The sequence below is a fragment of the Pedobacter sp. UYP30 genome (genome assembly GCF_040547165.1).
Classification (GTDB): Bacteria; Bacteroidota; Bacteroidia; order Sphingobacteriales; family Sphingobacteriaceae; genus Pedobacter.
The window spans coordinates 22,516-48,097 of record NZ_JBEPPD010000020.1 but is presented as its reverse complement, the minus strand read 5'-3'; the positions used below and the strand labels follow the sequence as shown (position 1 = coordinate 48,097).

The 25,582-nt window shown below is 32.7% G+C and carries 27 protein-coding genes; all 27 read left to right on the top strand.

Features of this window, described 5'->3' with window-relative positions; genetic code table 11:
- Nucleotides 1-11: 11 nt before the first annotated feature.
- Entirely contained in the window at nucleotides 12-515 is a 504-nt protein-coding gene (locus ABIB40_RS17565) for a UpxY family transcription antiterminator (RefSeq protein ID WP_354360705.1), read from the top strand.
- A gap of 212 nt (nucleotides 516-727) precedes the next feature.
- Nucleotides 728-940 (top strand): four helix bundle protein, encoded by a 213-nt coding sequence (locus ABIB40_RS17560; protein ID WP_354360704.1) that lies wholly within the window; start codon nucleotides 728-730, stop codon nucleotides 938-940.
- A gap of 216 nt (nucleotides 941-1,156) precedes the next feature.
- The gene (asnB, locus tag ABIB40_RS17555) at nucleotides 1,157-2,944 is read left to right on the top strand and encodes an asparagine synthase (glutamine-hydrolyzing) (protein WP_354360703.1); all 1,788 of its coding nucleotides are present in this window, start codon (nucleotides 1,157-1,159) and stop codon (nucleotides 2,942-2,944) included.
- A gap of 28 nt (nucleotides 2,945-2,972) precedes the next feature.
- The gene (locus ABIB40_RS17550) at nucleotides 2,973-4,112 is read left to right on the top strand and encodes a glycosyltransferase family 4 protein (RefSeq protein WP_354360702.1); all 1,140 of its coding nucleotides are present in this window, start codon (nucleotides 2,973-2,975) and stop codon (nucleotides 4,110-4,112) included.
- Between the two features lie 22 nt (nucleotides 4,113-4,134).
- On the top strand, nucleotides 4,135-4,992 hold the full coding sequence (locus ABIB40_RS17545) for an ABC transporter permease (RefSeq protein WP_354360701.1): 858 nt from the start codon (nucleotides 4,135-4,137) through the stop codon (nucleotides 4,990-4,992).
- A 64-nt stretch (nucleotides 4,993-5,056) separates the two neighbouring features.
- A complete protein-coding gene (locus tag ABIB40_RS17540) occupies nucleotides 5,057-5,422 on the top strand; it encodes a four helix bundle protein (protein WP_354360700.1) in 366 nt (121 codons plus the stop codon).
- Between the two features lie 331 nt (nucleotides 5,423-5,753).
- Nucleotides 5,754-7,037, top strand: a complete 1,284-nt coding sequence (locus tag ABIB40_RS17535) for an ABC transporter ATP-binding protein (RefSeq protein WP_354360699.1) — start codon at nucleotides 5,754-5,756, stop codon at nucleotides 7,035-7,037.
- Nucleotides 7,027-7,740: an FkbM family methyltransferase gene (locus ABIB40_RS17530; protein WP_354360698.1), complete on the top strand. Its 714-nt coding sequence runs from the start codon at nucleotides 7,027-7,029 to the stop codon at nucleotides 7,738-7,740. The genes ABIB40_RS17535 and ABIB40_RS17530 overlap by 11 nt, the downstream gene beginning before the upstream one ends.
- Complete coding sequence (locus ABIB40_RS17525) at nucleotides 7,741-8,487, top strand: DUF268 domain-containing protein (protein ID WP_354360697.1); 747 nt, start codon at nucleotides 7,741-7,743, stop codon at nucleotides 8,485-8,487.
- Nucleotides 8,488-9,339: an alpha-1,2-fucosyltransferase gene (locus ABIB40_RS17520; protein ID WP_354360696.1), complete on the top strand. Its 852-nt coding sequence runs from the start codon at nucleotides 8,488-8,490 to the stop codon at nucleotides 9,337-9,339.
- The gene (locus ABIB40_RS17515; RefSeq protein WP_354360695.1) at nucleotides 9,324-10,238 is read left to right on the top strand and encodes a glycosyltransferase family 2 protein; all 915 of its coding nucleotides are present in this window, start codon (nucleotides 9,324-9,326) and stop codon (nucleotides 10,236-10,238) included. The genes ABIB40_RS17520 and ABIB40_RS17515 overlap by 16 nt, the downstream gene beginning before the upstream one ends.
- A 67-nt stretch (nucleotides 10,239-10,305) precedes the next feature.
- On the top strand, nucleotides 10,306-11,139 hold the full coding sequence (locus tag ABIB40_RS17510) for a glycosyltransferase family 2 protein (protein WP_354360694.1): 834 nt from the start codon (nucleotides 10,306-10,308) through the stop codon (nucleotides 11,137-11,139).
- A gap of 7 nt (nucleotides 11,140-11,146) precedes the next feature.
- Nucleotides 11,147-12,277, top strand: coding sequence for a glycosyltransferase WbsX family protein (locus tag ABIB40_RS17505; protein ID WP_354360693.1), 1,131 nt, complete (start codon nucleotides 11,147-11,149; stop codon nucleotides 12,275-12,277).
- Nucleotides 12,278-12,351: 74 nt separating this feature from the next.
- On the top strand, nucleotides 12,352-13,167 hold the full coding sequence (locus ABIB40_RS17500; protein ID WP_354360692.1) for an FkbM family methyltransferase: 816 nt from the start codon (nucleotides 12,352-12,354) through the stop codon (nucleotides 13,165-13,167).
- A 29-nt stretch (nucleotides 13,168-13,196) separates the two neighbouring features.
- Entirely contained in the window at nucleotides 13,197-14,126 is a 930-nt protein-coding gene (locus ABIB40_RS17495) for a nucleotide-diphospho-sugar transferase (RefSeq protein WP_354360691.1), read from the top strand.
- Entirely contained in the window at nucleotides 14,119-14,901 is a 783-nt protein-coding gene (locus ABIB40_RS17490; RefSeq protein WP_354360690.1) for a DUF5672 family protein, read from the top strand. Before ABIB40_RS17495 ends, ABIB40_RS17490 begins: the two co-directional genes overlap by 8 nt.
- Complete coding sequence (locus tag ABIB40_RS17485; RefSeq protein WP_354360689.1) at nucleotides 14,898-15,833, top strand: glycosyltransferase family 2 protein; 936 nt, start codon at nucleotides 14,898-14,900, stop codon at nucleotides 15,831-15,833. The genes ABIB40_RS17490 and ABIB40_RS17485 overlap by 4 nt, the downstream gene beginning before the upstream one ends.
- The gene (locus ABIB40_RS17480; RefSeq protein WP_354360688.1) at nucleotides 15,817-16,776 is read left to right on the top strand and encodes a class I SAM-dependent methyltransferase; all 960 of its coding nucleotides are present in this window, start codon (nucleotides 15,817-15,819) and stop codon (nucleotides 16,774-16,776) included. The genes ABIB40_RS17485 and ABIB40_RS17480 overlap by 17 nt, the downstream gene beginning before the upstream one ends.
- Nucleotides 16,758-17,708: a glycosyltransferase family 2 protein gene (locus tag ABIB40_RS17475; RefSeq protein ID WP_354360687.1), complete on the top strand. Its 951-nt coding sequence runs from the start codon at nucleotides 16,758-16,760 to the stop codon at nucleotides 17,706-17,708. Before ABIB40_RS17480 ends, ABIB40_RS17475 begins: the two co-directional genes overlap by 19 nt.
- Nucleotides 17,686-18,906, top strand: a complete 1,221-nt coding sequence (locus ABIB40_RS17470) for an acyltransferase family protein (protein ID WP_354360686.1) — start codon at nucleotides 17,686-17,688, stop codon at nucleotides 18,904-18,906. Before ABIB40_RS17475 ends, ABIB40_RS17470 begins: the two co-directional genes overlap by 23 nt.
- 2 nt (nucleotides 18,907-18,908) lie before the next feature.
- On the top strand, nucleotides 18,909-20,060 hold the full coding sequence (locus tag ABIB40_RS17465) for a glycosyltransferase family 61 protein (protein ID WP_354360685.1): 1,152 nt from the start codon (nucleotides 18,909-18,911) through the stop codon (nucleotides 20,058-20,060).
- 51 nt (nucleotides 20,061-20,111) lie between these two features.
- Nucleotides 20,112-21,086 (top strand): virulence RhuM family protein/type II toxin-antitoxin system death-on-curing family toxin, encoded by a 975-nt coding sequence (locus tag ABIB40_RS17460; RefSeq protein WP_354360684.1) that lies wholly within the window; start codon nucleotides 20,112-20,114, stop codon nucleotides 21,084-21,086.
- Nucleotides 21,087-21,213: 127 nt separating this feature from the next.
- Nucleotides 21,214-21,750, top strand: a complete 537-nt coding sequence (locus ABIB40_RS17455) for an acyltransferase (RefSeq protein WP_354360683.1) — start codon at nucleotides 21,214-21,216, stop codon at nucleotides 21,748-21,750.
- A 1-nt stretch (nucleotide 21,751) separates the two neighbouring features.
- Nucleotides 21,752-22,672 carry a glycosyltransferase gene (locus ABIB40_RS17450; protein ID WP_354360682.1) on the top strand — a complete coding sequence of 307 codons (921 nt, stop codon included), beginning with the start codon at nucleotides 21,752-21,754 and terminating at the stop codon, nucleotides 22,670-22,672.
- On the top strand, nucleotides 22,656-23,702 hold the full coding sequence (locus ABIB40_RS17445) for an acyltransferase family protein (RefSeq protein ID WP_354360681.1): 1,047 nt from the start codon (nucleotides 22,656-22,658) through the stop codon (nucleotides 23,700-23,702). The genes ABIB40_RS17450 and ABIB40_RS17445 overlap by 17 nt, the downstream gene beginning before the upstream one ends.
- A 162-nt stretch (nucleotides 23,703-23,864) precedes the next feature.
- A complete protein-coding gene (locus ABIB40_RS17440) occupies nucleotides 23,865-24,794 on the top strand; it encodes a hypothetical protein (RefSeq protein WP_354360680.1) in 930 nt (309 codons plus the stop codon).
- Nucleotides 24,779-25,582, top strand: a complete 804-nt coding sequence (locus ABIB40_RS17435; RefSeq protein ID WP_354360679.1) for a glycosyltransferase — start codon at nucleotides 24,779-24,781, stop codon at nucleotides 25,580-25,582. The genes ABIB40_RS17440 and ABIB40_RS17435 overlap by 16 nt, the downstream gene beginning before the upstream one ends.

Sequence of the window (25,582 nt, the reverse complement as noted above, 5' to 3'; positions counted from 1 at the left end):
TTTTATTCGTAATGGTAGATGTAAATTACAAGTGGTATCCAGTTTATACGCGTTCTAGAGCGGAGAAAAAAGCGAACCAAGAGTTGCTAGACAAAGGCATTACAACCTATCTGCCTTTAAAAAAGACGATTAAGCAATGGAGTGATCGCAAGAAAATTGTTGAAGAACCTTTAATAAAATCTTATCTGTTTGTGTATATTTCGACAAAAGAGTTTGCCGAGGTTTTAATGATAAATGGCATTGTTAGATTTCTGTATTTTTCTGGCAAAGTTGCTTCAATGCCCGAAAGACAGATAGAGGATTTGAAATTATTATTGGCAACTGATTCTGAGTTGGAAGTATTGGAGTTTGACATACAGCCCGGGGAAAAAGTAATTGTTAAGGCTGGGCCGTTTAAGGGTATGATGGCAGAAACTGTTTCAATACGCAGTAAACAACGTTTAATTTTACGTTTAGAAAATATGGGTGTAGCGATTAACATTAATACTTCTACGGCATTTGTAGCGCGTTTTTAGGTATAGTTATATCGTTATTACTAACAAGGGAAATTTTATTATACTTAAATATTTTTTCCCTTATTGTTACTTTTATTAGATTCATTCTCTTTGATTTTAAAGAGCGTGAATTTGGTTCTTATCAAAAGAATTGATCGGTTATTTTTTTAATTAAAATGTGACTGAGTGGGCGAAGCTGCGGGAAGTTGAGGCTTAACTCGACCTCGACGAAAATGTATTACAATTTTACAGAAACGCCCGTTTTGAAGTTAGAAATGGATTATGCTGTTAAAATATTCTCCCTAACTTTAAACTTACCAAAACAGGAAGATTACGCGCTGACATCACAAATACGAAGACCTCCAGTTTCTGTGTCTGATAATCTTGCAGAAGGATTCGGACGAGAAACAAAAATGGATAAAAAACGATTTTATGTGATGGGTTAGAGGCTCGTTATTAGAGTCAAAGAACCAATTAATTTATGGTCAAAACGTAAAATACTTTTCTGAAGATGAAGTAGAGCAACTGATAATTATGAACGAGAAAATTCATTTTGAACTCAACAAATTAATAAAGAGTCTAACCTAGGCCTTCGCCTCGGGCTCGGTCTCAACCTCAATCTCAATCTCAACCTTAACCTTAACCTTAAACCCAACCTTCCTTTGTGCCGAATAGCAGGTGTACTAGATAAAACAAACAATCAAATTCAACTTGATGTAAAATCTATGTGCGATAGTATGGCGCATGGCGGTCCGGACGACGATGGTATTTATTATAATGAGCAAGAAAAATTTGCTTTCGGCAATAGGAGACTGGCAATCCTAGATTTATCAAAAAGTGGTCATCAACCCATGTTTTACAATAACAATGAGCTTGTAATTACCTTTAATGGCGAAATCTATAATTACCTAGAACTCAAAGATCAATTAAAGGAAGAAGGATTTTTATTTTCCACAAAAACCGATACAGAAGTTATTTTAGCAAGTTACAAAGCTTGGGGAATTGAATGCTTTAATAAATTTAACGGCATGTTTGCTTTTGCGCTTTACGATGGCATCAACAAAAAAACTTATTTGGTAAGAGATAAATCGGGCATAAAACCACTTTATTACTACAGTAAAAACAAAAAACTGCTATTTGCCTCAGAGGTTAAAGCCTTTAAAACGGCTAACTATCAGTTTAAAGAAAATCCTGATTGGCAAATCTACTTTTTGGCTTTTGGCCATATTCCAGAGCCATTTACCACCTTTGCTGATCTGCTTATGCTGCCCAAAGCGCACTATTTAGTTTGGGATCATAAAGAAAGTTTATTTGATATTAAAAACTACAACCTGCCTCCTACAAAAAAAATAGATGCGAACAGAAATCAAGCAATTGATGCGGTATTTGCTACTTTAAGACATTCTGTAGAAAAGCAACTAATCTCTGACGCGCCAATAGGTGTTTTTTTGAGTGGAGGTATAGATAGCAGTATCATCACTTTGTTGGCAAATGATATTAAATCTGCACAGGGTAAACAACAAGATCTAAATACGATCTCCATCAACTTTAAAGAAGCTCAGTTTTCTGAAAAAATATATCAAGACATTATTTTGGAGCGCATTGGTGGAAATCACTCACAATTTGAAATAACAGCTGATATTTTTAATTCTAATTTCGAACGGGCATTAAATGCAATGGACCAACCTAGTACAGATGGTATAAACTCTTGGTTTGTAAATTACTTTGCAAAAGAGAAAGGATTAAAGGCAGTATTATCTGGCATAGGTGCAGACGAGTTATTTGGTGGCTATCCATCATTTAAAAGAATGAAATTTGTTAATCTACTCTCCCAACTTCCAAGTTTTATTTTAAGACAAGGCAACAGGTTTAAAGGAGAAATTTTTAAAAGAGCTTATTATCTCAGCTATAAAAATACCATCGGGCAATACCTTTTTTTACGAGGCATATTTAGCCCTATAGAAATTGCCAGCTTGTTAGGCTGTTCTTTAACACATGTTGATAAAATTCTACAATCAATTGATGTACACGCACCCATCGATCTTAATCCTAAAGAGAAAGCAAGTTGGATGGAAATGAATTTATTTATGCAAAACCAGCTGCTAAAAGACACCGATGCAATGAGTATGCAGCATGGTATTGAAGTACGTGTTCCTTTTTTAGATCAAGACTTGATACAACTTTTGCAAACCTTTGCTAGTAATGTTAAATTTTACGGCTCGAGGCAGAAACCCCTACTCATAGATAGTTTTAAAAATTTATTACCCAAAGCCATTTGGAACAGACCGAAAATGGGCTTTAGTTTCCCATTTGAATTATGGCTAAAAAACAATAATTTCTTCGATAAAGTTGAAACAAGCAACCAAGCCGCAAACGTAGTTTTTGATAATTTTAAAATTGGGAAAGTACATTGGTCTAAAGCTTTAGCACTTTATTTAATAAATAAATAAAAATACGTGCAATTTATTTTCAATTAAAATGCTCTTATTAACCCTCAAAACATTTAGTCTAACTGGTGGCATCGAAAAAGTGAGCAAAATACTCACTAAAGTGCTAAATGATAATAACCTAGGCGACAAAGTAGAAAGTAATCGTTCTTTTAAAATGCTGTCGCTTTGCGATAAAACTAGCGACTTAGATTTGAGATATTGTGCTGCAGAAAATTTTTTAGGTTTCGAATCTAACAAATTACGCTTTACTATAATGGCATTTAGAGAAGCTTTAACTTGTGAAACCATTATACTAAGCCATATAAATTTGCTGATTATTGCCGTTTTAATCAAGCAATTTTCGCCGAAGAAAAGAATAATATTAATAGCACATGGCATAGAAGTATGGCGAGATCTTAGTAAATGGAAAACTAATTTTTTACGGAAGCAAGTAGAGATTTGGGCGGTTAGCAATTTTACAGCAAAGGCTTTAATAGAAAACCATCATATCGATAAGAAATCAATTGTGGTACTCAACAATTGTTTAGACCCCTTTTTCAAATTACCCACAACCTTTGAAAAACCAACTTATCTCTTAAAAAGACATCTCTTAGAAAAGCAACAACCAGTACTTTTAACGGTAAGCCGATTATCGTCTGATGAGTTGTATAAAGGCTACGATTTAATAATCGAATCGTTAAAAAATATCTTGCCAACTTTTCCAGATTTAAAATATGTATTGGCTGGCAAATGCGATGTAAAAGAAAAGAAACGAATTTTAACACTTATTAAAAAGAATGAGTTGCAAGAGCAGGTATTGTTGTTAGATTTTATTTCGGATGATGAACTTGCAGATTACTTTTTACTTGCCGACCTTTTTATTATGCCAAGTAAAAAAGAAGGTTTTGGAATTGTTTTTATCGAAGCCGCAGCCTGCGGCTGTACGGTTATGGCTGGCAATCAAGATGGTAGTACAGATGCTCTATTAAATGGAGATCTTGGTATCCTTATCAATCCAGCTGATTTAAGCGAAATGGAAGCTTCCATACTCAAATTCTTAAAAAACAAGAAGAAAGAAGCAAATGCTAAAATGATCCAAGATAAGTGTATCGACCATTTCAGTTATACGATCTATAAAAACAACGTGTTGGAATTACTATCCAAAAAACACGCTTCGCTTCATTTATGAAAAAACTACAAATTTTTAAATTTTGACAGAAGAGAACGAACACGATTGGACAATCGAATCCAAGTCCTCCTTATTCGACCTAAGACTAAACGAAATATGGGCTTATAGAGATCTTCTATTGTTGTTTGTGAGGAGAGATTTTGTATCTTTTTATAAACAGACGATATTGGGGCCGTTGTGGTTCTTCATTCAGCCGCTGTTTACCACAGCAATCTTTACCTTCGTATTCGGGAATTTAGCTGGTATTTCTACAGATGGTTTGCCCAAGCCATTGTTTTACATGGCGGGAATTACGGCTTGGAATTACTTTTCTGATTGCCTAACTAAAACTTCTACCGTTTTTAGGGATAATTCAGGAATATTTGGCAAAGTATATTTCCCTAGACTCATCGTTCCCTTAAGTATTGTGGCGAGTAATCTCATTCGATTTGGAGTTCAAATGGTGCTCTTCATCATACTTCTTTTGTATTATTATTTCTCGGGTGCAAATTTTCATCCATCTGTTGCTATATTTTTATTCCCGTTCATAGTTATTCTTATGGCACTATTAGGATTGGGCACGGGAATGATCATTTCCTCCATGACAACAAAATATAGAGATTTGGCTTTTTTAGTCGGTTTTGGAGTACAATTATTGATGTATGGAACAACCGTAATTTATCCTTTATCAACCGCCATAGAGAAATACCCTAAATACAGCTGGGTAGTGCAATACAATCCCATCACGCCAATATTAGAAACCTTTAGATATGGTTTTTTGGGCGAAGGTAGTTTCAGCTGGGTCAGTTTAGGTTACTCTACATTGGTAACGGCAGTTTTGTTATTATTGGGAATTGTGATCTTCAATAAAACGGAGAGAACTTTTGTGGATAACGTTTAGAGGGGGTAGAGGGTTAGAGTTTAGGGGGTTAGTTGGTTAGGGGTTAGACTTATATCAAATAATTATGCATGTATATTCTTTTGAAAAACTTGATGTTTGGAAATTGTCGATGACCTTTAGAAAAGACATCTATCTTCTAACTGCGAAGTTCCCGAAAGAAGAAATGTTTGGCTTGACCAGTCAAATCAAGAGGTCATCAAGCAGCATTGGTGCTTGCCTTGCTGAAGGTTCTGGAAAAATCACCCCAAAAGATAAAGCTCATTATACTAACATGGCTTATACAACAACCCTCGAAACATTAAGCCATTTAATCGCAGCACTCGACTTAAATTATATAACAGAGGAAGATTACATTTTGCAAAGAGAAAAGATTGAGATTATTACCGTTAAATTAAGCGGTTTGAGAAATTCACAGTTAAAAAGCGGATAGAGGTTAGGAGGTTAGAGGTTACCAGGTTAGAGGTTAGAGGTTAGCCGTTTAGAGTTTAGATGGTTAGAGATAAGAAAATAATAGTTATATCAAAGTATTTTAAAACCTAACCCCTTCCTAACCGCTAACCTCTAACCTGGTAACCCCTAACCGCAAACTAACCCCTTCCTAACCGCTAACCTCTAACCACTTCCTAACCCCTAACCGCAAACTAACCCCTTCCTAACCGCTAACCTACTTCTAACCCCTAAACTCCTTTCTAACCCCTAAACTCCTTTCTAACCCCTAAACTCCTTTCTAACCCCTAACCACTCCCTAACCCCTAACCCTCTTGAAAACAGCCATTAAAGTACAAAACCTTTCCAAAGCTTATCAACTCGGACAAATTGGTACCGGAACAATTAGCAATGATTTAGCAAGATGGTACGCAAGTGTACGGGGAAAGGAAGATCCTTTTTTAAAAATTGGCGAAACCAATGATCAAAATACTAAAAGTAAAACAGACATTGTTTGGAGTTTAAAAGACATTAATTTCGAAATTGAACAAGGCGATGCGGTAGGAATTATTGGGCGAAATGGTGCAGGAAAAAGTACCCTACTTAAAATTTTAAGCAAAATTACTGCCCCTACTACAGGGAAAATTTCTGGAAGAGGCAGGATTGCAAGTTTATTAGAAGTTGGTACAGGTTTCCACCCAGAACTTAGTGGTAGAGAAAATATTTTTTTGAATGGTGCAATCTTAGGTATGCGCAAAAAAGAAATTCAACGCAAACTAGACGAAATAGTAGATTTTGCAGGAATTGAACGGTATATCGATACGCCCGTAAAAAGATACTCTTCTGGCATGTATGTTAGGTTGGCTTTTGCGGTTGCTGCACATCTCGAATCAGAAATTTTAATTGTAGATGAAGTATTAGCTGTTGGTGATGCAGAATTTCAGAAGAAGTGTTTAGGGAAAATGAATGATGTGAGTAAAGGTGAAGGTAGAACGGTGTTATTTGTAAGCCACAATATGAATTCTATCCAAAAGCTGTGTACCTCAGCTATACTGTTAAATAGTGGAAAGATGACGTACAATGGCTCGGTTAATAAAGCTATTGACAACTACTTAGCAGTGAGCAAAGCTTCAGAATCTATTTACAACATACAATTGCCCAACAACGCCAGTGAGCTACAAGGTTATGCAACACAATTACGAATAGAGGATGTCAATGGAAATTTAGTAATGGAAATACCCGTTGGGATGCCTTGGCAAATTGCTGTAGAATTTACCATAACAAAACCCGTTAAACACTTTATTATAGCAATAGGAATAACCAATAGTAAAGAAGTTAACATATGCACTTCTTGGAGTAAAGAGCAAGATTTTGAAATTGGAAAATATACGGCCGTATTTAAAGAGACTACTTTAATCTTAGCAAGTGATACCTATTTGCTCACTGTTGGTTTATCATCCTATGAAAGAAGTATACATTATTTAGAGAATGTCGCTTCATTTACAGTTTCCGATACGCTATACCCACAGATTGATAAAAGTATAATAAGAACAACGGGAACGGGATTGCTTTTAAACCCAATGAATATTAATATTTTAAAAAGAGATTTTGATAACTAAAATAAAGAATCGTTTTCATCGACTGGTAATAAAAAATAAAAAAGATATCCCCGGGAAGCTTTCCTATTCTCAATGCGGTGAAGATGTAATAGTAGAATTTATTTTTAACCAGCTTGGAATCTTTAAACCGAGTTATTTGGATATTGGAGCACACGACCCATTCTATTTAAGCAATACTGCGCTGTTTTATCAAAAAGGGTGTAGAGGAATAAATATTGAACCTGACCCCTATTTGTTTCAACAATTTCCTTTACATAGAAAAGAGGATATTAACTTGAACATTGGGATTGGAGATACCTATGAAACTATAGATTTCTATATCATGAATGTTCCAACCTTAAACACCTTCTCTTTAGAGCAAGTAAATTCATATAAAAACGAGGGAGAGTATTTTGTTAGAGAGATAAAAAAAGTTAAGATTAGTACGATACAGAAAATAATTATTGACAATAATGGCCTATTCCCAGATTTTCTTTCATTAGATGCAGAGGGAATTGATGAATTGGTAATTAAGAGTATTGACTATTCAAATAAGCCAAAGGTCATTTGCGTAGAAACATTATCCTTTTCGAGCTCAGGAAAAGGAATTAAAAATGAAGAGCTCATTAAATTCGTCGAGGAGAACGATTACCTACTTTACGCTGATACCTATATAAACTCAATTTTTGTATCGAAAGACATTTGGGAGACACAGGGAATATAAATGTTAAAGAAAATATACAGAGTTTTAAGGACTACGATCAAAGGATTTACACAAAAAAATAACATTGATATAAGTTTCAAAACAGACTTTGATCATTTCAACTCAATTGACAATCAAAAAAAACTTTCTTGTAATTGGGAAGATATATACCCTTGCCTATCGGACAATACAAAAACTACAAACTTCGATGCGCATTACATTTATCATCCCGCTTGGGCGGCTAGGATTGTTAAACAAATAAACCCCGAAAAGCATATTGACATCTCGTCAACACTACACTTTTGCAGTATTTTATCTGCGTTTGTTCCTGTGGAATTTTATGACTTTAGACCAGCACATTTGAATCTCAGTGAATTGACGTCCGGACAAGCAGATTTAACTAAACTTCCTTTTGAAACAAACAGCATTGAAAGTATTTCTTGTATGCATACCGTAGAGCATATTGGATTGGGAAGATATGGCGACCCTATTGACCCTGATGGAGATGTTAAAGCAATTAACGAATTAAAAAGAGTTGTTAAACCTACAGGGAATTTATTATTTGTTGTTCCTGTTGGCCGACCGAGAATTGCTTTTAATGCCCATCGAATTTACGCCCCAAATATGATAATTGATCTATTTGAAGGTTTCAAACTTGAAAACTTTTCTTTAGTAACAGATTCAAACGATTTTATAGACAACGCAACTTTAGAAGAAGGGGAAAAACAAAATTACGGGTGCGGTTGCTTTTGGTTCATCAAAATTTAAATGATCATCGTTAAACTTCAAGGCGGATTAGGTAACCAAATGTTTCAATATGCAACGGCTAAAAGTGTTGCTTCGCACTCAAAAGTTTATCTCGACACTTCCTTTCTTGAACAAAAAACTCAATCAAATGAATCTTTTACAAATAGAAAATTAGCACTTTCGATTTTTGAAAATATAAACCTAAATAAAGCAAGTAAACTTTTAACTTGGTTATTAAAAAACAAGTATCCATTAAAAAATATAATTTCCCAAAGAATTGTTTCGGTCTATCAATCAGAATTAAATGAATGGATAGACTTTAAAAGTTTAAAATTCTCACATCTATATATGGATGGATATTTTCAAAACGAAAACTATTTTTCAGAAATAAGAGACCAACTTTTAACAGATTTTAGTTTTCAGCAAGTTTCAGAAGCAAATACAGCTGTCGAGAAAAAAATTAGTTCAGATACGAATGCGGTGAGTATCCATATTAGGCGAGGCGATTATTTGAAACCGGCTATAAATGCCTTTCATGGCTTACTACCCATCTCCTATTATCAGTCGGCAATAAAAATGATAGAGGAAACTAATAACAATGTACATTACTATATATTCTCAGACGAGCCCGATTGGTGCAGACAAAATTTTAAGTTCCTTAAAAACTTTACCATTGTATCTAATGAACATATTAAAGATTGGGAAGATATGTACTTAATGAGTATTTGCAAACACAACATCATCGCAAATAGCAGTTATAGTTGGTGGGCGGCTTGGCTAAATAATAACCCTGATAAAAAAATAATTGCCCCAAAAAACTGGTTTGCCAAAACGCCTATAGATATTGTGCCAAAAGAATGGACAAAGATTTAATATCTATCATTATGCCTGCGTATAATGCAGCGCAGTTCATCACTCAAAGTATTAAAAGCGTAATAAACCAAACTTACAAAAATTGGGAATTAATTATTGTTGATGATGGTTCGGCAGATAAGACAGCAGAAATCATTAAAGCATTCAGCAATTCTGATATTAGGATAAAATACTTTTATCAAAAAAACGGCAAGCAGGGCAAAGCGAGAAACTTAGGAATAAAAAATAGTATTGGCAATTATATTGCTTTTTTAGATGCTGATGATACTTGGACAAGCGATAAACTTGCCGTTCAGCATGAAATATTATCAAAAAATGAAAACATAGATTTAATATTTTCTCAAGGATATAATTTAAAAAACGATGAAATCTCGAATTTGAATGTAACTATTAAAGCTCTTTGGAACATTAATAACATAGACGAATTTATCAAGCACAATCAAATACCAATTCTTTCTGTTTTGGTAAAGAAAAAGGCAATCGAAAGTGTAAATTATTTTAATGAAACTAAGAATATTCAAAATGCCGAAGATTACCATCTTTGGTTAAAATTGATAATTGCAAATTACACCTTTAAATCTATTGAAGACAGACTATTTTATTATAGAATACATACCAATCAGTCAACGTTTGAAAGCAAAAATTTAGAAGAACCGATTTTTTACGTCTATAAAGATATTTTCGAGAGTTACAATACCCAGCAAGTGCGTCAACCATTATTTAACAAAATAAAATGGTTAATTTTTAATAATAAATTTCACTCTAGATGCTTAGAATTTTTCATCAAGTATTTTAAATCAAAAAATATATTAATTTCTTTGTTTATCAAAACAGCATTCGCAAAACCAACATCTTTTAATAAGAAGGCGATTTTTCAACTGGTATCACTTTTCGGATAATTTCTTTTTCCCACAATACCGAAAAAAACAAATATTGTTAACATGCTCAGATTTATAATTTATTAAAATGAATTTAATTTCCATAATTGTTCCTTGCTATAATCAGGCTATATTTTTAGAAGAGACGCTGAAAATGGTGTTATGCCAAAGCTATTCAAATTGGGAATGTATTATGGTAAATGACGGTTCAACAGATGACACAGAGCGCATTGCAAAGCAGTTCACCGAAAAAGACAATAGATTTATCTATTTGTTTCAATCGAACAAAGGCTTGTCAAATGCGAGAAATACCGGTATTTTAAATGCAAAAGGAGAATTCATACAGCTGTTAGATTCTGATGATTTATTGGAAAAAAATAAATTAGAAGCAACATTAAATCTCTATCATCAAAAGAAAGATCCAAATATCGTCTATTACTCAAGCATGAGGTACTTTGAAGATGGCTTTCCAAATGACCTCAAAATTCTCGGAAGAGATAATTTCATTGCACATGTCGAACTTAAGGAGGAAGATGGCTTGGTTAGTCAAAAAGAAGTTATAAGACTCAGAAACCCTTTTGTTATTTCAGCTCCACTATATCCTATAGCCCTATTTAAGGAAGTAGGCAATTTTGATGAATCTCTAACTGCCCTTGAAGATTGGGATTTTCATATTAGATGTTCACTTGCAGGTTTTACATTCCATCATTTTTACGAAAAAAAGGCGCTTACACTTATTCGGCTACATAATAGTAGTATGATGAGAAATCAAAAGCTTTTAGATGAAAGTTTTTTTCAATTGATAGCAAAACATAATCTTAGGAAAATAGAAATTCCGAATAAAAAAGAATTGAAAGATTACCTAAAGGATTTTATTCCACCAATATTTTTGAAACTAAAACAATATTTATTAAAAAATTAGCCCAAGAGTGTCTAAAGAAAATAATCTAAGAGCAATTGCATTCTATCTTCCTCAATATCATCCAATCCCTGAGAATGATAAATGGTGGGGAAAAGGTTTTACCGAATGGACTAATGTTGCAAAGGCAAAACCACTTTTTAAGGGACATGAACAGCCTCGACTGCCTGCCGACCTTGGTTTTTACGACTTGCGTGTACCTGAAGTTAGGCAAGCTCAAGCAGATTTAGCCAGAACAAGTGGAATTGAAGGGTTTTGCTATTGGCATTACTGGTTCGGCAATGGTAAAAAAATTTTAGAACGCCCATTTAATGAGGTACTTGAGTCTGGCGAACCTGATTTTCCATTCTGCTTAGGTTGGGCCAATGAAACATGGACAGGAATCTGGCATGGCAGTCCAAAAGAAATTTTAATAGAACAAAAATATCCTGGAATAGAAGATTACACCAATCATTTTTATTATTTACTTAAAGCATTTAAGGATCCAAGATATATTAGGATTGACGATAAACCATTATTTGTAATCAATGCGCCTGAACAAATTCCAGATATTATTGAATTTACAAATTTGTTTAGAAGGTTATCTTTAGAAAATGGGTTAAAAGGGATATATATTATAGCCAACGTTGGAACAGAAGATTGGAATCCAAGAGAACATGGTTGCGATGCTGTTAATTTAATACTACACGGGAATTTATATAGAGGTCTACACGAACATAAAAATATACTCTTTGCGAAATATAAAAATCAGGTTATCAAACGTGCTTGGTTATCAAAATTGCATAAACTAGTTACGAAAAAACCTATCCAAACATATAATTATGGCAATATCGTTAATTTGCTTATCCCAAAAAAAAAACAAAAATACGATTTTTACCCTTGCGTCATACCCAATTGGGATAATTCTCCCAGATCGGGAAGTAATGCAATGATTTTTACAAATTCTACGCCATCTGCTTTCGAGAAACACTTATTAAGTGCAATAGAGATAATTAAGGATAGACCAAAAGAAAAAAGAATAATCTTCATAAAATCATGGAACGAATGGGCGGAAGGCAATTATATTGAGCCAGATCAAAAATTTGGAGATGCCTATTTAGAAGTAATAAAAAAACATATAAGAAAGCATGAACATGTGTAGATTATTTAATTATTAGAAAAAATAGTCCATTAACTAAAAACTATGGCTGTAGTTAAAAATCAGTTTAAAAATTTATGAGTTTACTCAAATCAATAATTAAAAATCAGTTAAAAAAAATATATCGGCGACCGCTGATTGTAAAGGATATTTCTTACAAAGATCAAGACAAGTTAACGGCTTTAAAGCGATTTGAGGGAACCGAGATTACATTTATGGATATCAATTTAAATGTTGTTGACAATACCACTTTTATTGCATCCTATTTAGAGATATTTAGAGATGAAGTTTACAAATTCGAAACCAAAAATCCAAATCCTATAATGATAGATTGTGGGGCAAATATTGGTTTGGCAACCATCTATTTGAAAAAGAAATATCCAAATGCTACAGTAATTGCATTCGAACCGGATCCCAGAATTTTTAACGCCATGCAGAAAAACATTCAATCCTTCCAATTGGAAAATGTAACCTGCTTAAACAAAGCAGTATCAACCACTGATGGCTTTTTAAACTTTAATGTAGAAGGCGGACATTCTGGCAAATTAAGTAATGACGAAAGTAATCAACATATAAAAGTTGAAGCGATACGGTTAAAATCATTCTTACAAAAATACCAAGCTATAACTTTTTTAAAAATAGACATAGAAGGACATGAAAAAGAGCTTATTCCTGATATAGCTGAAGAGTTAAAAAAAGTAGAATTTCTATTTTTAGAATATCATTCATTTTTAAATGAATCGCAATGTTTAGATGAGATATTAATGCACATTAAAAATGCAGGATTTAGGTATTACATACAAGAATCTTGTCCCAAACCCAATCCGTTTTTTGGACAAGAAATGTTCTCAAACATGGATTGTTTAGTCAATATTTTCTGCTATAGAAATTAGAATTTCTAAGAAAAAAGTCAATCGTTAAAGTGTACGACACTCCCATCCTCTTCATAATATTTAATCGGCCAAATCAAACACAACAGGTTTTTGATGAGATTAAAAAACAAAAACCAAAACAGTTTTTTATCGCTGCCGATGGGCCAAGAAATAACCATGAGCAAGACATTAAGCTTTGCAAAGCAACAAGAGCAATTATTGATCAAATAGATTGGGAATGTGAAATTAAAACTTTATTTAGCGAAGTAAATCTAGGTTGTGGATTAGCACCCGCCACTGCAATCACTTGGTTTTTTGAGCATGTAGAAGAAGGAATAATTTTAGAAGACGATTGTGTTCCAAACATCAGTTTTTTTACCTTCTGTGCAGATTTACTTGCTAGGTATAAAAAAAACGAAAATATAAAAATGATTTCTGGAACAAGTTTTCAACCGACATCATTAGAAAAAGACACATACTACTTCTCAAAATATCCACATGTTTGGGGTTGGGCAACTTGGCGAAGAGCCTGGACGGAATATAATTTTGACCTCAAGCAAGAGTGCGAGCAAGAAAGAGAAACCGTCATCGGCAAAACATTTAAGAATAAGCGTGAGCAAAAAATGTGGCGCAACAATATGAACATGATTATAAGCGGCTTGGATGCTTGGGATTATCAATTTATGTACTGGATGTGGAAAAATGAGGGCATTTGTATCACACCTTGGAGAAATTTAATTTCTAATATTGGATTTGGCTCGCAGGCCACGCATACGCACAATACCAATTCGAGTCAATCTGCTATGGAACAATTCGAAATTGGAGAAATTAAACATCCTAAGGTTATTGGCATAAATAAAAAGGCAGACCAGTATGAGCGTTATACGATTTTGTTGGAACCTCAATACCAACACTTTTACAATAGAACGAAATCTATTTTTAAAAGGATAAAAGGAATTCTATTTCTAAAGAATGAGTAATATGGTTGTAGTTGTCATTCCCATATACAAAGTTACGCCAAGTGATATTGAAGTACTTTCGCTAAAACAATGTTTAACCGTTTTAGATAAGCATAAAATCATCTTTATTGGCCCTAAAGAATTGAACTTTAGCAAATACCAAGAAATTTGCGAACAACATCACATCGATTTTGACATAAAATTATTTGATGATATTTATTTCTCAGGGATAAGTGGTTACAATAGTTTGATGTTATCTACTGACTTTTATAAAGGCTTTTTGAGTTATAAATTCCTTTTAATTTATCAATTAGATGCTTACGTTTTTAAAGATGAGCTTTTATATTGGTGCAATCAGAATTTTGATTTCATCGGCGCACCACATCAACCACATAAAAACAATGCAGGCGAGATACAATTCTTAAAAAGTTATTCTTCACTAATTTGCTTAACAAATCGATTTCTTAAAACCCAAAGAAAAATTAGTAATGTAGGTAATGGTGGATTTTCTTTAAGAAAAACTAAAAGTTGTTATCGGTTACTTAAAACGTTAAAAAAATCTGTTGTTAAATGGGGTGCAAATAATGAAGATGGTTTTTTTAAATATTGGGGAAATCTACTACATCCACTTTTCAGGCTTCCTTCTGATCAAATTGCACTAAGATTCTCTATAGAAGAATCACCATCAGCTTTACTATTAGAAATGAAGGGAAAATTACCTTTTGGTTGCCATGCCTTTGAAAAGCACGAGCCAGAGACTTGGCAAAAACACATAAATTTTAAAATAAAAAATTGAACATTACCTTACCAGATTTAAAACATTATAAAGCATCGTTCCAAAAAAAAGGATTGTTATTGCCGTTACCAATTGTCGAATTTAAACAAGATGGACTGATAAAATATCTGCCTGAGGTTGATAAAAATGGTTGGCCTTGGAATGAAGAAACCAATCCTGCTATTTATAATGAGAAAATAAATTGGCCAAAAATAACCATCATAACACCATCCTACAATCAGAGTAATTTTATTGAACAAACCATAAGATCTGTTTTATTACAGAATTATCCAAATTTAGAATACATTATAATCGATGGCGGAAGTACGGATCATACTAAAGAAATTTTAGAGAGATACAGTCCGTGGATTAGTTATTGGCAAAGTGAAAAAGACGGCGGACAAGGAAATGCAATCAATCAGGGTTTTAGCATAGCTTCTGGAGATTATTATGCTTGGATTAATAGCGATGATTATTATTTACCAAAAACCTTAAAAAAAGTAGTAGAAAAGTTCGAGCATACCCAAGCTCGTTTTGTTTATGGCTACGCACGCGAATTTCTAGTTAAACAAAATTGTTTTAAAAAGCTGAACAAAACCATTCGTTTGTTGGATTACACGTTAAGATTGCCAACACTTCCCCAGCCATCATGCTTTTGGGCAAATGACATACATCAACCTATTTGGGAAGATTTAAGCTGTTCACTCGATTATGAACTATGGTTGCGGATTGTTAAAGGAAATAAAAAAACCCAGATAAAGGAAGTTCTTTCTGTTGCAAACATTCATGATGATGCGAAGACTTCCGATCCAAAAATGAAAGAAGCATGGCATAACGACCACTTGTTAATTTGTAACAAAAATGCGCATGGACCAGTTCACAATTGGAAAACGATAAATCTCGTACATCGCGTTCGCCTTAAAATAAATCAGCTCTTTGAAAAAAATCATTAGACATCTACTTTTTATATATAATAAAATCTACTTTAAAACGCAGTTGGTTTTATTTAATAAAATAATTAAAAGTAAAAATGCTTGGTTAATTTTTGATAAGAGTAATGTTTCAGGTTTTGGAACGAACTTATTAAGAACATATTTTCCAATCTATAATTCAAAAACCGGTATCAGTTCTTTTTCTACAGCGGTTACAAAAAAAATGGAAACATTTATCAAATGTAATGATGGCCATATTTTCGAAACTGACATCCTTAAAGAAATACCTCAATTATTAGATTTATCAAAAGACGAAACAAACGCAACCCTCCCCTATTTAGATAATTATTTTTTCGGAGTTTTTGATGCATCCATTTTAAGTGCAATGATGCAAAACTTTAAACCCAAGCAACTGATAGAAATAGGTTCGGGCATTTCAACAAGATATATTAACTTTTTTAAGCAAAAATATAATCTAAAAACCAATGTAATTTGTATTGATCCTTTTCCTCGGGTTGATATTAAAGAAGTAGCCAATTCGATTTTTAATATGCCATTAGAAGAAGCTTTAGAAGAAAACATGTTTCAATTAAGCAAAGGCGATTTTTTATTTATGGATGGATCTCACTATGTTTTTCAAGGTAATGACACAATGGCTTTTTTCTTTAAATTGCTGCCTTCCCTTCCATCTGGAGTCGTTATTCACATTCACGATATTTACTTGCCTTACGATTATGAGGAAAATGTATCACCTCAGCTTTGGACAGAACAGTATATACTTGCCGCAATGATTTTAAATGACTTAAAGGATTTTAAAATACTTTATCCCGCATATTATGAAGCTTGCAACAATCAAAAAATTAAGAATGAGTTAAAAAATGTTGATGAAATTTTAGGAAATAGAAATTTCCAGAAAAGAACATCACATGACAAAGGTTTTAGCTTTTGGATGAAGAAAAAGTAAATTCAGGTATTCGATATGCGCTCCTTGTTCCATGCTATAACGCAGAACAATATATAAATCAATTTATTGAAAACATTTCGGCTTTGGATAAACTTTTTGATGAAGTTATCTTTTATGATGATGCGAGTACCGATGATACTTTTGAAAAAATAAGGTTAAAAGGATTTAAAATCCTTAAAGGCAAGTTAAACAAAGGTCCAGGATATGCAAGAAATGCACTTGCAAATGAATCAACCTGCGAATGGTTTCATTTTCATGATGTAGATGATGGACTTGACCCATTTTATTTGAATAAAGTTGCCAACATTGTCGAAAGCAAAAGTAATCTTGACGTTGTGCTTTGCAACGTAAATTGGTATGAAGCAAAAACGAAATCCCTTTTATTTAGTTGGAAATATTCACACAATCTTATCAATAAAAATGCTATAGCATATACCATATCAAATCCTATCGGTGGCATTAATGGATTATATAGAAAGGCCAAATTTATTGAAACGAATGGTTTCAACACCAACATTAGAATTTGGGAAGATGCCGATTTTCACGTTAAATTAGCTTCAAAAAACGCCTCATTTTATGTGGTTGAAGAAGTGTTGTCTTATTCGTTAAGGTATCCAAATACAGCCAGTCAAAATCAAAATTTAGGTTGGATAACTAGGTTAAACCTGTTAGATGAGTATTATAATTTGTTCAGTACTGAACCAGAAAGGAAAGCAATTGGCATTCAAGCTCAAAAGGTAGCGAGCACTTTTGTAATTTCAAGCAATATACCAAAAGCTAAACAGGCATTAAAATTAAGTGAACTGTGTGGCGTAAAAGTGCCTTACAATAATTCTAAACTTTGGAAATTAGTCAAAATAATATTACCTGCATCCGGAAGAGTCCATATGCGGTTATTACAATTAAAATTTGCATTCAGAAAAAGTAGTTAAAATAAAAGTTTTCGATAACAAACTCGAAGGTCTAAGAGGATTATGTGCAATTGTTGTGGCCATTTTTCATGTTTTTAGTTTCAACTTTTTTGGCGCATCAAAAGCATCTTTTTTTTGGCCAGTTATGCACATTCAATTTGCGCATATTGCAGTACTTATCTTTTTCATTATTTCGGGTTATGTTATTGGGGCAAGTCATTTTAATGAATCTTTCAACTTAAACAACGTAAAAAATTATTTGAAGAAAAGATTTGTAAGGTTATATCCAATGTATTTAATTTCATTGGCCATTTCAATAATCTTTGGATATTCTTTATTCTCAACACCGCAAATATTAGGTCACTTTTTATTCTTACAAGAGTTTTTTGTAAAAACCATTTCTAGTAACCCTGTACTATGGTCTTTAAGTTACGAAGTTTTTTATTATTTAATATTTCTTTGTCTTTGGGCAATTCATAAAAAAACAAATAATTTTTATTTAAACGCTGCCTTTATCGGTGTAGTTTTATGCTTAATTTTTTATTCAAATACAGCAATTAATCCACTACTAATTGGATGGGGATTTTGGCTGGTAGGTTTATATATTTCTAGTCTAAAAGATATTTCTATTGATGAAAAATTTGATAAAAAAGCCATTTTAGGTTATTTCTTAGTGCTTTTAGCAACTTATCAGCTTCAATCTGGAGGCTTCTTTTTGAGATTAATTAAATTATCTTCTGATGAAGAAAGACAAATTAATTTACCTGATTTGATTTTTATTCCGATATGTGCATTAATTGTTATCGAAATAACCTGTAAAAAATTTAAGAATGTTAACTTACTTAAGTTAGTCGTTTTCGCTATCCCGGCAATTAATATTATTGCACTTTTATACTTCAAACACGATATTTTAGGGAATGAAAATTGGGTTTATGTTGTAGCATTTTTTTTATTGAGCATTTTAATGTTGTTCTTTAAATCAAGTCCGTACAGTTTCGAAAAAATAAGTTTTTCGGGCCGAATGTCGTATGCAATCTATATATACCATTTCCCGATAGGTTTTTTTCTTTCTATATATTTAAGTAATCACTTAACAGGAATTCCCTTGTTTGTTATAGGCTTATTTTGTTGGGTGATTTTAACCATCGGCTTATCATATTTTACAGAAATTAAATTTCAACCTTTTATAAAAAAATTATTGTTGAAAAGCCATTCATAATCGTGTTTTTAAAATACCTTAAAAAAATAACAATCATTTGTTTTACCAAAAACCCCTATAAAATTAAGCGTTTTAAGGATTTGTACACAACAAAAATTGGAGTTGAAATTGATTTACCAGAATCTAATTCGTTTCAATTAACAGTATCAAATGGATCAATCGTTCATTATCCTAAACCTTGTATAATAAATCCTCATAAAAAGATGGATCGGTACATAGATGAGCAATTAAGATTCAACTACAAAGGTATATTTACAACCTCTAAACAGTGCCTGTATAGTTTATCAAACGGTTGTATTATTGGGCAATTGGGTTTGGCTTATGATATTAAAAAAAGAAGTTTTATTGATGAATCATCAAAAGAATGGATTACAAACCTTAAAGATTCTCCTTATGTACGTGCATTTAATTTATCTCCAAAAACATTTTTAAAAGGCATTACATTTTCCTTTCTTTCTTTGGGGGCTGATGGAGGTTTTTACCATTTCCTTTTTGAATCCTTAACTAAGGTAGCTCTATTCAAACCGCTATTAAAAAGTGCAGACCATTATTTATTTAATGGCCCTGCTACCGATTGGAAACTTAAATGGATTAATAAAGCCAATATTGATGTCTCAAAAATTATTTGGGCTAATGACGATGGACATTATCAATGCGAACAATTACTATTTACAAATAAGCTTATTTATGATCAACAGTTGAATAATTGGTGTGTCGTAACCTTAAAAAACACCTTTAGTTTAAATGATAATGAAGAACCTTTAACTAGCTCTGAAAAAATTATTTGGATTACAAGAAGAGGTTCTGGCTCAAGAAATATAATTTGGGAAGAACACATATTTAAACAATTCAAAAATATTGAAAGTGTTGATTTAACAACACTCAATGCGGATGAAACGATAGCCAAACTAAAAAATGCCACACATATTATCGCGCCACATGGCGCAGGCCTAAGTAACATTTATTTAGCAAAACCCAGAACAAAAGTTTTAGAATTATTTGAAAAAGATACCTTCTTTCAGCCCTGCTATTACAGATTATCGCATATTTGTGGACTAGATCACAAAGTGTTATTTGTCAATTTTAAGGACAAGAATGATGTTGATTTTGGCATAAATTTTTTTGGCAAAATATTTAAAGCGTTTACATGTTAGAGGAAGAATATTAATCAATTATGAGTAATTCTAAATTTTCTTTTTAAAAATATGGTTGAAGATCCAATTATAATTTATCAAACATCTAATGGTACCACAGCTATTGACGTAAAACTCAAAAATGACACGGTGTGGCTTACACAAGCACAAATGGCAGTGCTGTTTGAAAGAGACCAGTCAGTAATTTCTAGACACATTAAAAATGTTTTCAAAGAGGGAGAATTAGATGAAAAAAGCAATATGCATATTTTGCATATTGCTAATTCAGATAAACCGGTTAATACGTTTAATCTTGAAGTCATTATCTCCGTAGGTTATCGGATAAAATCATTAAGAGGAACTCAGTTCAGAATTTGGGCTAATAATATTTTAAAACAATATCTAATAAAAGGATACGCTATAAATGAAAACCGGCTTAAGGAACAAGAAAAACAATTGAAGGAACTTAAAAGTACTGTAAACTTATTAAGTAATGTTTTAGAAAACAAAAAATTAAATTCTGACGAAGCCACTGGTCTGTTAAAAGTTATTACAGATTATGCTTATGCCTTGGATATTCTCGATAAATTTGATCATCAAGAATTAAAAATTGAAGGAACTACAACAAATGAGTTATTTATTATAGATTATGTAGAAGCAAAAAAAGCTATATATGATCTTAAGGATAAATTTGGTGGCAGTTCATTATTTGGAAATGAAAAAGATCAGTCTTTTAAAGGATCAATTGCAACGATATACCAAACCTTCGACAACATTGATTTATACCCTAGTGTTGAAGAGAAGGCAGCAAATCTACTATACTTTGTAGTTAAAAACCATTCTTTTTCCGACGGCAATAAACGAATTGGTGCTTATCTATTTGTTTGGTTTCTCGACAAGAATAGTATTCTCTATAAACCAGATGGATTGAAACGTATTGCAGGTAATGCTTTAGTGGCATTAACCCTAATGATAGCCGAAAGCAAATCTCATGAGAAAGAAATGATGATAAAGGTGATAGTTAATCTTATAAATATTAAGAATTAAAAAAGAATATTAAATTCTTAACATTTTACAATGCGAACAAAAATAAGATGTTATTTGTCAATTTTAAGGACAAGAATGATGCTGATTTTGGGATGACTTTCTTTAGCAAAATATTTAAAGAGTTTATATGTTAAAATTTATCAGTTTCTTTTACATTCAAATATTAAGGCTATGTGACATTTCAATTAAAGAAAATGTAAAAATAGGACCAATGGTATTTATTTCGAAAGGGTTTAACAATGGTAAAAAAGGAAGTATTTACATTGAAAAAAACTGCGAATTATTGCAAGGCGTGGTAATAAAAGGTTATGGTGGCGAGGTCAAGGTAAATGAAAATACTTTTTTGGGAGAATATGTAATTATTTACGGTCATGGTGGGGTGGAAATTGGTGCGAATACACTTATTGCCATGCACACCTGTATTGTAAGTTCAAACCACACCATACCAAATTCAAATACCTTGATCAGATCTCAAGGTGATTTACTGCTTCCGGTAAAGATTGGAAACGATGTTTGGATTGGTGCAGGCGCAAAAATTTTAGGTGGTGTTACCATCGGCGATGGCTGTGTAATTGGTGCTGGATCGGTTGTCTCTAAAAGCTTACCGCCCTATTCTATTGCTGTCGGTGTTCCGGCAAAAGTTACAGGTTATAGAGTTTCTTAATATGATTTCAGTCGTCATCTCAACCTTTAATCCAAAGATCAAAACTTTACAAAAAACGATCAGTGGATTAAAAAATCAGACTTTAAAACTCGAAAATTGGGAGCTTATTATCATCGATAATAATTCAACACATCCTGTTGAAGTGGATTTATCTTGGCATCCAAATAGTAAAATTGTAAAAGAACCTAAACCGGGATTAACCTACGGCAGACTAAAAGGTTTTTCTTTAGCAAAGGGAGAAATAATCGTGATGGTTGACGATGATAACATTCTTAATCAGGATTATTTAAATAATTGCTTAATCATTTTTAATAATAACCAAAAGCTTGGCGCTATTGGTGGCAAATCAATTCCGCTTTTTGAAAGTAAACCGCCACCTTGGTTAAAAGATTTTTATACGAATTTAGCCTTAAGAGATTTGGGCGAAAATGAAATCATAGAAACCTGGAAAATGGAATATCCTGAAATTTCACCTATTGGTGCAGGTATGGGCATAAGAAGAATAGCACTTGATAAATACCTACAAAAAATAGCTACCGAAGTTAATATTACTACCGACAGAATAGGAAGTTCCTTAACTTCTGGTGGCGATAATGATATAATTCTTGAAGTTTTAAAAGATGGATGGCAAGTTGGCTATTTTCCGCAATTGAGTCTAAAACACATCATACCACAACAACGTATGACAAGTAGCTATATATCCAAACTTGTAAATAACACAAATAAATCGTGGGTATTACTTTTAGAAAGCCATGGAATTAATCCGTGGAATAAGATTCCTAAATGGACGCTGTCTTTGCGAAAACTGAAATCTTTCGTGGCCTATCAAGCATGGAAAAACAAAACCAATTATATAAACTGGCAAGGCGCATGTGGCTTGTTTGGTGGATTGGCCTCAATTAAAAATGCAGAGAAAGCATAATTTTACGCTTGATATATTAAGGTTTTTTGCTGCGTTTATTGTGGTGCTCTTTCACTTAAATCAAGTTATACCACATGTTGACAATTGGTACCGCAACTCCATTAAATATGGATGGCTGGGTGTACCGATTTTCTTTGTAATTAGTGGTTACTTCATTATACAATCTGCCGATTACACAAGAAGTATTAAAGACTTTTTAACCCGAAGATTTTTCAGAATTTTCCCAGCTTATTGGTTTAGTTTGTTAATTGTGTTACTTGCAGCTGTATTCCAAAAAATCTACATTGGCAGTAATGCAGTTCATAACATACCAAAAGATGCTATAAGCATTTTAGCTACATTGACGTTAACCACTTCGCCTCTAACTAAAATTGTCGGCATGAATTGGGTGTATTGGACTTTAACTTTCGAATTGTTTTTTTATTTAGTCATTGCTCTATCCATAATCGTCAATAAAAAGTGGAGACTTGGGTTTTTAATACTCGTATCAATAATCGCTCTCGTTTTACCAACACAAAAAATCGGATTTCTTTTCTTTTTAGAACAATGGTCGGCGTTTGGAATGGGCGTATCTATTTACTATTATTTTAAAAGTTCTACTGTTCAGTCCGTTATTTTATTCTTAATTCTATTTGCTATTAATAGCATCAACTTGATTTTAAAATTCCATTTTAGCCCCTACACAATGGTTACTTTGGCGAGCGCCGCAATTGTATTTTTAAGTCACTTTATTTCTATTAGAAGTAATATTTTTAGCAACTTGGGCAAGTTTTCATATTCTACCTACCTTATTCACGTTCCCATCGGCGTTTTCATTATAGGCCTGTTTGAAAGCGCCGTTGTAAAAGGCAATCCATATCTAAATCTTATTTACGATTTATCGGTTTATTGTTTTATCTGTATAATTTCATGGCTAATGTTTAGGTACATAGAAAAACCATCCATGGCTTTAGGTAAAAGAATTTCAGTGAAGCATTTAAAAAAAATGGGACCTATTTCGATTAAACAAAATGATGAAACGCCTAATTAGTTTAAATAGTAAAAGTATAGATTTTCAAAAAATCTATAAATTATTTCTTATAGGGAATCACAAAAAGCAAAACAAATTATCGCTAGGCATTATGTCAGCAACATTAGGCATTTATTTTGGCGCGATGCCTTTTTTCATTTGTAAACTAAATAAATTAACTACTTGACAAAAAATTTATTACAAAAAATTATAGATATCATTTATAGATATCCCACTTCATATTTACGTAAGTTTAACAGATTTGGCGGTCTTTTAAATTATCAAAGAATTAAGTTTTCGGAGAAAGCTATGATTAAGGCGGCCAAAATACTCCCTCCTGTCAAGTCATTTCCAACTGGTTACCCAATACATTTTCTTACAGGAAAAAAATTCATACATCAAACACTATTTTGCATTCATTCCTTGGCGAAGCATAATACAAATGAATATAAATTTATCTTGGTGGATGATGGAACTTTTGATCGTAAATTATTGTGTAGAATTAAGCTTCAATTGCCAGGTGTAGAAATTATTGAGACTAAAACAATAGAAGCCAATTTAGCAAAAAAATTACCACAAGATAAATATCCAAATATTAACCTCAAGCGGCAAGTCTATCCACACTTAAAGAAATTAACAGACATCCATACTCTTAACAGTAATGAATATAAGCTGGTTTTAGATTCTGATATGCTCTTTTGGGATAAATCTCCTGAAATTGAAAATTGGCTTAGAAAACCTACTGATGCAATTTGTATACAAGATTGCCAACAGTCGTATGGTTATAGGGAAACTACTATGGAGAAACTTACAGGAGCAGATATTCCAGATATGATTAATGTAGGCCTTATCGGTTTAAAAAGTGATTCAATAAATTGGGATGACATAGAGCTTTGGATTGGTGAGTTGGAGAATAGTGAAGGGACATCTTACTTTTTGGAACAGGCATTAACAGCAATGATTCTCTCAAAAAAAAAAGTTATTATTTTAAACAAAACAGCCTACATTGTTAATCCAGACAATAAAGCTATCGCATGTAAACAGGGTATTCTCCATCATTACGTCGATTTATCGAAAGAATTCTATTTAAAAAAAGCATGGAGGATCGTTTAATAAAAACACCTGTTCAATCGCTATGGATTGGCGGTGAACTTTCTAATGTCGAAAAATTATGCATTCAATCATTTCTAGATTGTGGTCATGATTTCCATTTATACACCTATCAGCAGATAAATAATGTTCCTGAAGGAACAACTGTATTCGATGCGAGAATGATTCTTCCCGAGGAAAAAATATTCCGATATAAAATAGGCTGGGCTAAAGATTCTGTATCTGGCTTTGCAGATGTTTTTCGTTTAGTTATGATTAAAAAGAATGGCGGTTGGTGGGTTGACATGGATATTATTTGTTTAAAGAAATTAAGTTTTGAGGAAGATCATGTTTTTTGTTCTAGCTTCGAAACCGAATATGGATCGTTGGTGAATAATTGTATTTTTAAAGCACCAAAGGATAGTTTATTTCTTGACTATTGTCTTCAAGAGATTGATAAGTTAGACTTTGAAACGATGAGCTTTGGGCTAGCTGGTCCCTTTTTATTTCAAAAAGCAATAAAGGAACTTTCACTCGACAAACTGGTTAGACCGTATTATGAGTTTAATCCTATAAGTTGGCGGTTTATAGCCGATTTAGTTCTGGGGAAAATGGCCACAACTGCGAAGTTAAAAGAAATCATCAGACCACTAATAAAGCCAAAAACAATGCAAGGACGTACAATTAATCAAAAATCTTTCACTTTACATTTGTGGAATGAAATTTGGAAAGTCGGCAATTTTGATAAAAATGGAACTTATGATTATCGATCAAAATTTGAGCAATTAAAAAGACTTCATAACATTACTTAG